This window comes from Halomarina oriensis (assembly GCF_009791395.1).
GTDB classification, from domain to species: Archaea; Halobacteriota; Halobacteria; order Halobacteriales; family Haloarculaceae; genus Halomarina; species Halomarina oriensis.
In genome coordinates this window covers 134,543-142,465 of the sequence record NZ_WSZK01000007.1, presented here as the reverse complement: position 1 = coordinate 142,465, position 7,923 = coordinate 134,543, and the positions used below count along the sequence as shown (strand labels likewise).

At 67.3% G+C, this 7,923-nt stretch carries 5 protein-coding genes; all 5 read left to right on the top strand.

The features are described from left to right. A partial coding sequence (locus tag GQS65_RS03225) for an ABC transporter substrate-binding protein (RefSeq protein ID WP_158203229.1) occupies positions 1 to 1,197 on the top strand: 1,197 nt, incomplete at its 5' end. Between the two features lie 48 nt (positions 1,198 to 1,245). Next, positions 1,246 to 3,327, top strand: a complete 2,082-nt coding sequence (locus GQS65_RS03220; RefSeq protein WP_158203228.1) for a S9 family peptidase — start codon at positions 1,246 to 1,248, stop codon at positions 3,325 to 3,327. 119 nt (positions 3,328 to 3,446) lie between these two features. Beyond that, positions 3,447 to 3,824 (top strand): cupin domain-containing protein, encoded by a 378-nt coding sequence (locus GQS65_RS03215; RefSeq protein WP_158203227.1) that lies wholly within the window; start codon positions 3,447 to 3,449, stop codon positions 3,822 to 3,824. A 180-nt stretch (positions 3,825 to 4,004) separates the two neighbouring features. Further along, entirely contained in the window at positions 4,005 to 5,705 is a 1,701-nt protein-coding gene (locus GQS65_RS03210) for an ABC transporter substrate-binding protein (RefSeq protein ID WP_158203226.1), read from the top strand. A gap of 86 nt (positions 5,706 to 5,791) precedes the next feature. After that, positions 5,792 to 7,906 (top strand): prolyl oligopeptidase family serine peptidase, encoded by a 2,115-nt coding sequence (locus GQS65_RS03205; RefSeq protein WP_158203225.1) that lies wholly within the window; start codon positions 5,792 to 5,794, stop codon positions 7,904 to 7,906. Positions 7,907 to 7,923: the final 17 nt, after the last annotated feature.

Sequence of the window (7,923 nt, the reverse complement as noted above, 5' to 3'; positions counted from 1 at the left end):
GGGTCGTGGGTCGCCTCGTCGTTCAACATGATCACCGAGATGGAGGCCGTCGACGAGACGACGGTGCAGTTCGACCTGGAGTACACCTACGGTGCGTTCCCCGGGTCGCTCGGGTCGATGCAGATCGTCCCGAAGGCGGTCCGCGAGGCGGACCCGGAGGAGTTCGGACTTCGGAGTCCGGTCGGGTCGGGCCCGTTCGTCTTCGACGACTGGACCGAAAACGAGTACGCGACCATCTCGAAGTGGGAGGACTACTGGGGCGAGTCGACGCCGAACCTCGACGAGGTGACGTTCGTTCCGATTCCCGAGTCGACGACCCGGGTGACGAACTTCAAGACCGGCGAGAGTTCCGTCATGCAGGACATCCCGCCGAAACTGTTCTCGACGGTCGAGAGCATCTCCGACGCGAGTATCGCGGAGACGCCCGCACTGTCGTACACCTTCCTGACGTTCAACCTGAACGAGGGCGAGACGACGAAACCGGCGGTGCGAGAGGCCATCGACTACTCGTTCGACATGGACCGCGTCGTCCAGCAGTTCGTCGAACCGGCGGGCGTTCGTCAGTACCAGCCGATACCGATTCCGACCGCCGAGGCGTGGGACATGCCCATCGACGAGTTCGAGGCGATGGCCGTCGGCAAGGACACCGACCAGGCCCGGAGCCTCTTCGAGGAGGCGGGCGTGCCCGACGACTGGACCTGCAACATCCTCTGTCCGCCCGACGACGTGCGTGAGAACATGTGCGTCTCCGTCGCCAACGGCATCAAGGAGGCCGGCTACGACGCGAGAGTCAACCGTCTCGACTGGGGGACGTTCCTCGAGAAGTTCACGACCGGCAAGGAGTCGGACTACCACATCTACTGTCTGGGCTGGTCGGTGAACCCGGACCCCGACTACCAGATGTACAACATGTACCACGAGTCGGGGTCGGGAGCCAACAGCGGCCACTACTGGGACGACCCGGAGGCGATGGAGATGATCGAGCAGTCCCGCCAGTCGACCGACCGCGAGGAGCGTCGCCAGCTCTACATCGACATCCAGACGGAGATCATCCAGCAGCGCGTCCAGATTCCGGCGTTCAACCCGAAGGGTATCTGGGCGGCGAGAGACGACGTGATGGACTTCCAGATTCACGCCGTCCCCTCCCAGAACCCACAGGTGTTCACGAGCGAGCACAACATCTGGCTCGACCGCTGAGCCCTCCGGGCGCGCACACTTATGCCGTCTGCCCCCCGCTGGAGGGGCATGGCAGCGTTCACACTGTCCGACGCGCTAGCGATTACGCCGGTCGCGGACCCGGCGTGGAACGACGACGGCACACGTATCGGCTACCTCCGAACCGTCGAGGGCGAGACGAGGTGGGCGACCCTCTCGACACCCGAGTGCGAGACGACCGCCGTCTCGCTCGGAGACGGCACCTACGACCCGGACGCCGAATCCGACGTGACGGACGTCTCCGCGTTCGTCTGGCGACCGGGCCACCCCGAGGAGGCGCTCGTGGTCGCGGACGGCGACCTCTACCGCGTCGACGCGACGACCGGAGCGACCGAACCCTTCGCTCGGGCCCCCGACGCCCACAGTGTCCCGACGTGGCACCCCGATGGTGACCGCGTCGCGTACCGCCGTGACGGGGCGGTCTGGGTCCACGGACTGGACGGGAGCGTCGGTCCGGTCACGGACGTCGTCGTCCCCGACATCTTCGCGTTCGGGACGCCACTGGAGTGGGACCCGAGCGGTCGCTACCTCGCCACGCTCGTCGCACCGGGCGAGACGCTCGGCGTCGCCGTCCTCGACACGCGGACCGACGACGTGGCGTGGCAGGCGGTCCCCGACCGTGATGACTGCCTCCGCGGCGCGTTCGCGTGGGTCGGGGAGGGGCACCTGGTGTACGCGGAGGACTCGCGCGACGGGACCGAACGGGTCTACCGGTCGGTCCGGGTCGGGGAGGACGAGGGCCTCGGGGTCGCCGTCGCCTCCGAGTCCGTCGACGGGTTACTCCTCCCGCACGACCCCGTCGGCCACGAGTCGGGGCGGCTGGCCGTCGTCTCCGCACGGACGGGCTGGCGACACGTCTACGCCATCGACGTCGACGAGCGCCGAGCGACCGTCGACCGAACCGACGACCGGCCCGGCCTCTCCGGGACCGGCGTCGTCCAGGTCACCGAGGAGGAGTTCGAGGCTCGTGGCGACGCCTCCGACGTTCCGTCGTTCGCACCGGACGGTGAGCGACTGGCGTACGTGACGAACGAGGCCGACCCGGGCGAGCGCCACCTCGAAGTCGCCACGCTCGGCGACGGGGCCGTCACCGACCGAGTAACGTTCTCGGACATCGGTGGAAACGCCGCCGGGTCGTCGTGGTCGCCCGACGGTGCGCACGTCGCGTTCCTCCGTGGTGGCCAGCGCTCCCCGGTCGACGTCCACGTCGCCGCCGTCGACGACGGGACGGTGCGACGAGTGAGTGTGTCCCACCCGGACCCGGACGTGTTCGACTCGTTGCCCGTTCCCGAGCGAGTGACCTTCGAGTCGACCGACGACACGACCATCGACGGCTACCTCTACCTGCCACCGGACCGCGCGCCGGACGAACGGGTCCCCTCCGTCGTCTACTGTCACGGCGGGCCCATCGCACAGATGCGAAACGGGTTCTCGGCCCGGCCCGGCCACGTCCACGCCTACGACCAAGTCCTCGCCGCGTCGGGATACGCCGTGCTGGAACTGAACTTCCGGTCCGGTATCGGTCGCGGCCGGCCGTTCGAGCAGGCCATCCACCGCCACGTCGGGACGGTGGAGGTAGCCGACTGCGAGGCGGCGGCGACGTACCTCCGCGAACGACCCGAGACCAGCGACCGCGTCGGCATGTGGGGCATCAGTTACGGTGGCTTCCTGGCGAACGCGCTGGCGACGATGTCCGACGAGTACGACTGTGCGGTCAACGTCGCCGGCATCTGGGACTGGCGGACCTGGTGTCAGTGGGCTATCGACCACGGCGTGACCCACTGGGGAATCGGTGAGGAGACCTGGTTCTACAACCGGTTCGGGGGCCGCCCCGACAGCGACGACCCGGTCGTCCAAGAACGCTACCGCGTCGGCTCGCCGAACTCGTTCGTCGAGAACCTCGACACGCCGCTGCTCGCACTCCACGGGATGGACGACCGGAACGTCCCCATCGAGGAGACCAACGACCTCCTCCAGCAGGCCGTCGAAGTCGGCGCGCCAGTCTCGGTGATGTACTACCCCGACGAGCAACACGGGTTCAGCACGCCGGCGACGTGGACGGACGCCGCCGGTCGGATGGAGCAGTTCTTCGAGGACCACCTCCAGGCGTGACCGACCGGACGTCTCTGCTGACCGTCCTGGACGACCCCGGACGGACGGGGCGTCTCGCCGCCGGTCGGCAGGCGGGCGACTCGGCAAAGATTCATACGCCACCCCCCGATTGAGAGGGTATGTCGTACCACGTCGTCGACATCGACTCGATAGCGCCTCACCCCGACCACGAGAGCGACCGGCGCACACTCCAAGGGGTGCTCGACCTCGAACACGTCGGAGTCAGTCTCTACACCGCCGCTCCGGGCGAACAGGTCCCACAGCGGTACCACTACCACGACACACAGGAGGAGTTGTTCTACGTCATCGCGGGGAGGATGTCCGTCGAGACACCCGATGGGGAGTACCACGTCGGCGAGAACGAACTGTTCCTCGCGGAACCCGGTGCGCCCCACCGTGCGTTCAACGCCGACGACGCCGCGGAACCGCTTCGGGTGCTCGCCATCGGCGCACCGGTCGTCGCCGACGGTCACGCGTACCCCGACGACGACCGGTGAGCGCGACGCCCCGTCTCGCGGGCACGGTTCGAGGTGGGTGTCGCTTCGATTAGCCCTCACGGAGAGCAGCACAATTAACCCGAGACACTGCTGAATAGAGGGTAGAGTGCCTGAGCCGACCACATGCGGACTTCAGCTATCGGTAGTTATTTAAATTCATGGGGAAAGGTATCTCCTAACATGGTCCACCGAAAGGACTCGGCAACTGACCAGCAAGTATCGCGCCGGCGTGTGTTACAACTCGGGAGTGGTGCCGCAATCGTCACACTCGCGGGCTGTACCAGCGGCGGTGACGGCGACAACGGGTCGAACTCGACCGACGGTTCCGGTGGGGGCGACAGCGGCGACGGTAACGGCTCCACCGAGGACGGGACGACGGGGGCCGGAGACGGACGACAGGGCGGGACGCTGAAAGTCGCGCAGGCGAAGAGCCCGGTCGACTGGGACCCCGTCAACCAGTGGGGCGGGCCGGCCGCCATCATCGCCGAACGGTTCTTCAGCAACCTCTACACCCTCGACGAGTCGACGGGCATCGTCCCCGACGACCTGGTGACGGGGATGCCCGAGGCGGAGCGAGACGGCCAGCGGTACGTCGTCGAGATCGTCGACAACGCGATGTTCCACAACGGCGACCCGGTCACCGGAGAGGACATCGCCTACACGTTCCGAGCGCCCATCGAGGAGGAGACGCGGAACGCGACGGCGCTCAGCATGATCGACACCATTGAGGTGGTCGACGAGACGACCGTGCAGTTCGACCTCAAGTACCCGTACGCCGCGTTCGCCGGTGCGCTCAGCCAGATGGGTATCGTCCCGAAGGCGGTCCGCGAGGCGGACGTCCAGGCGTACAACACGACCAACCCGGTCGCGTCCGGCCCGTTCAAGTTCGTCGACTGGACGGAAAACGAGTTCACGAGAATCGAGAAGTGGGACGACTACTGGGGGGAGAAGGACCCGAACCTCGACGCCGTCGAGTACATCCCGATTCCCGAACCGACGACCCGGATGACCGAGTTCAACAGCGGGGACATGCACATGATGCAGGACATCCCGCCGAGACTCTACTCCACCGTCGAACAGATGAACGACGCGGAGATCCACCAGACGCCCGCGCTCAGCTACCGGTTCCTGACATTCAACCTGAACGAGGGCGAGACGACGAAGCTGGGGGTTCGACAGGCCATCAACCACACCTTCAGCATGGACGCGTTCGTCGAGCGATTCGTCGAACCGGCGGGTGTTCGCCAGTACCAGCCGATACCGATTCCGACCGCCGAGGCGTGGGACATGCCCATCGACGAGTTCGAGTCGATGGCCGTCGGCAAGGACATCGACGCGGCCAAGTCGATGTTCGAGGAGGCGGGCGTGCCCGACGACTGGAACTGCGTCATCCTCAGCCCGCCCGACGACGTGCGTGAGAACCTCTGTATCACCGTCGCCAACGGCATCAAGGAGGCCGGCTACAACGCGGAGGTCCAGCGACTCGACTGGGGGGCGTACCTCGAGAAGTACGCCACCGGCAAGGCGTCGGACTACCAGATGTACGCTCTCGGCTGGTCGGTGAACCCGGACCCCGACTACCAGATCTACTCGATGTACCACGAGTCCGGGGCGGGAAGCAACAACGGTCACTACTGGGACGACCCGGAGGTGATGGAGATGATCGAGCAGTCCCGCCAGTCGACCGACCGCGAGGAGCGCCGCCAGCTCTACATCGACATCCAGAAGGAGGTCATCCAGCAGCGCGTCCAGATCCCCGGGTACAATCTCAAGGAGACCTGGGCGCGGAAGTCGGCGGTACAGGACTTCAGCGTCCACCCCGTCCCCACGGAGAACCCACGGCTGGTGACGGCGTACAACAACGTCTGGCTCGACGAGTGAGACCGACCGCTACGGAGTGACGCGATACGGCAGCGCCACCGCGTCCTCGTAGCAAGCTATTTGTTATCATCGCGGAATCGTACGGTGTGTCATCGCTACACCTCTCGATAGACGATACGCTGGCGCTCGTCTCGACGACGGACCCGGCGTGGAACGACGACGGAACACGCGTAGGCTACCTTCGATTCGCGGACGGGGAGACGCAGTTTGCGACCCAGCGGGTCGGACCCGTCGAAGGGACCGACGTCTCCCTCGACGCGGGGACGTTCACACCCGACACGGAGACGACGCTCGACGGCGTCGCCGGGTTCGAGTGGCGACCGGGTCACCCCGAGGAGGCACTCGTCGTCGCGGACGGCGACCTCTACCGTGTCGACACGTCGGCTGGAACGACCAGACCGCTCGCACGCGCACACGAGGCGACGTCGAGTCCGGCGTGGCACCCCGACGGTGACCGTATCGCGTACCTCCGCGACCGAACCCTGTGGGTCCACGGCGTCGACGGCACGGTGACGGCCCTGTCGACCGACGACCCCCTGCGTCCCGCCGACCTGTTCGGTCCGACACCACTGGAGTGGGACCCGAGCGGTCGTTACGTCGGCGTCGTGGTCGAACCCGACGACGTCGAGGCGCTCGGCGTCGCCGTCTACGACACGGAGTCGCCCGACGAACCGGTCGTCTGGGAGACGACGCCCACGACCGCCGACGACTGTCTCCGGGCCGACTTCCAGTGGGTCGGTGCGGGGCACCTGGTGTACGCGGAGGACTCGCGCGACGGGACCGAGCGGGTCTACCGGTCGGTCCGGGTCGGTGAGGACGAGGGCCTGGGTGTCGCCGTCGCCTCCGAGTCCGTCGACGGCCTCCTGTTGCCCCACCGGCCGGTGGGTCACGAGTCGGGGCGGTTGGCGGTGGTTTCGGCGCGAACGGGGTGGCGACACGTCTACGCTATCGACGTCGAGGCGCGACGGGACGCCGTCGAGAACGGCGACGACCGCCCCGGATTCACGGGAACGGGTGTCGTGCAGGTCACCGAGGGGGAGTTCGAGGCCCGTGGCGACGCCGACGACCGGCCGGCGTGGAGTCCCGACGGTGAGCGACTGGCGTACGTGACGAACGAGGCCGACCCGGGCGAGCGCCACCTCGAAGTCGCCACGCTCGGTGAGGGGGCGGTCACCGACCGGACGGCGTTCTCGGACGTGGACGGCAACGCAATCTACCCGACGTGGTCCCCGACGAGCGAGCGGGTCGCGTGTCTCCGGTCCGGGCGCTTCTCGCCGACGGACGTCCACGTCGCGGCCGTCGACACCGGCGCGATGCGTCGTGTCTCCGCGTCGTACCCGGAACCGAGTCGACTCGACGGCCTCCCGGACCCCGAACCGGTCTCGTTCGAGGCCTCCGACGGCGCGACGGTGTACGGTTACCTCTACCTCCCGCCCGACGCCGAGGCCGGCGACGACGTCCCGTCGGTCGTGCTCTGTCACGGCGGTCCCATCAGTCAGATGCGTCGAGGGTTCCACCACGGGCAGACCTACGGTTACTTCCACCTGTTCGACCAGTGGTTCGTCAGCGAGGGGTACGCCGTGTTGGAACTGAACTTCCGGTCGGGGGTCGGCTACGGCGACGAGTTCGAGCAGGCCATCCACCGCAACATCGGCATCGTCGAAATCGACGACTGCGAGGCGGCGGCGACGTACCTCCGTGAACGCCCGGAGACCAGCGACCGTGTCGGCATGTGGGGGCGGAGCTACGGCGGCTATCTGGCGAACGCGCTGGCGACGATGTCCGACGAGTACGACTGTGCGGTCAACGTCGCCGGCATCTGGGACTGGCGCACGTGGGAGGAGTGGGCCATCGACCTCGGGCCGACGCACTGGGGGGCGAGCGAACCGACGTGGTTCCACAACCGGTTCGGGGGGAGACCCGACAGCGACGACCCGGTCGTCCAGGAACGCTACCGCGTCGGCTCACCCAACTCCTTCGTCGAGGACCTCGACACCCCGCTGCTCGCCCTCCACGGGTCGACGGACAAGAACGTGACCGTCGGCGAACTGGAAGTCCTCATCGAAGAGTGCGTCGAGGCGGGCGTCGACTTCGACGCCGTCTACTACCCGAACGAGGAACACATGTTCCAGCGGCCGGCGACGTGGCGCGACGCGCTCGGCCGGGTCGTCGAGTTCTTCGACGACCACCTCAAGGAGTGACGTCGGGGCCGCCGTGA

Coding starts and splice junctions, on each gene's coding strand:
- GQS65_RS03215 (WP_158203227.1), top strand. CDS start 3,447: ATGTCGTACCACGTCGTCGACATCGACTCGATAGCGCCTCACCCCGAC.
- GQS65_RS03220 (WP_158203228.1), top strand. CDS start 1,246: ATGGCAGCGTTCACACTGTCCGACGCGCTAGCGATTACGCCGGTCGCG.
- GQS65_RS03210 (WP_158203226.1), top strand. CDS start 4,005: ATGGTCCACCGAAAGGACTCGGCAACTGACCAGCAAGTATCGCGCCGG.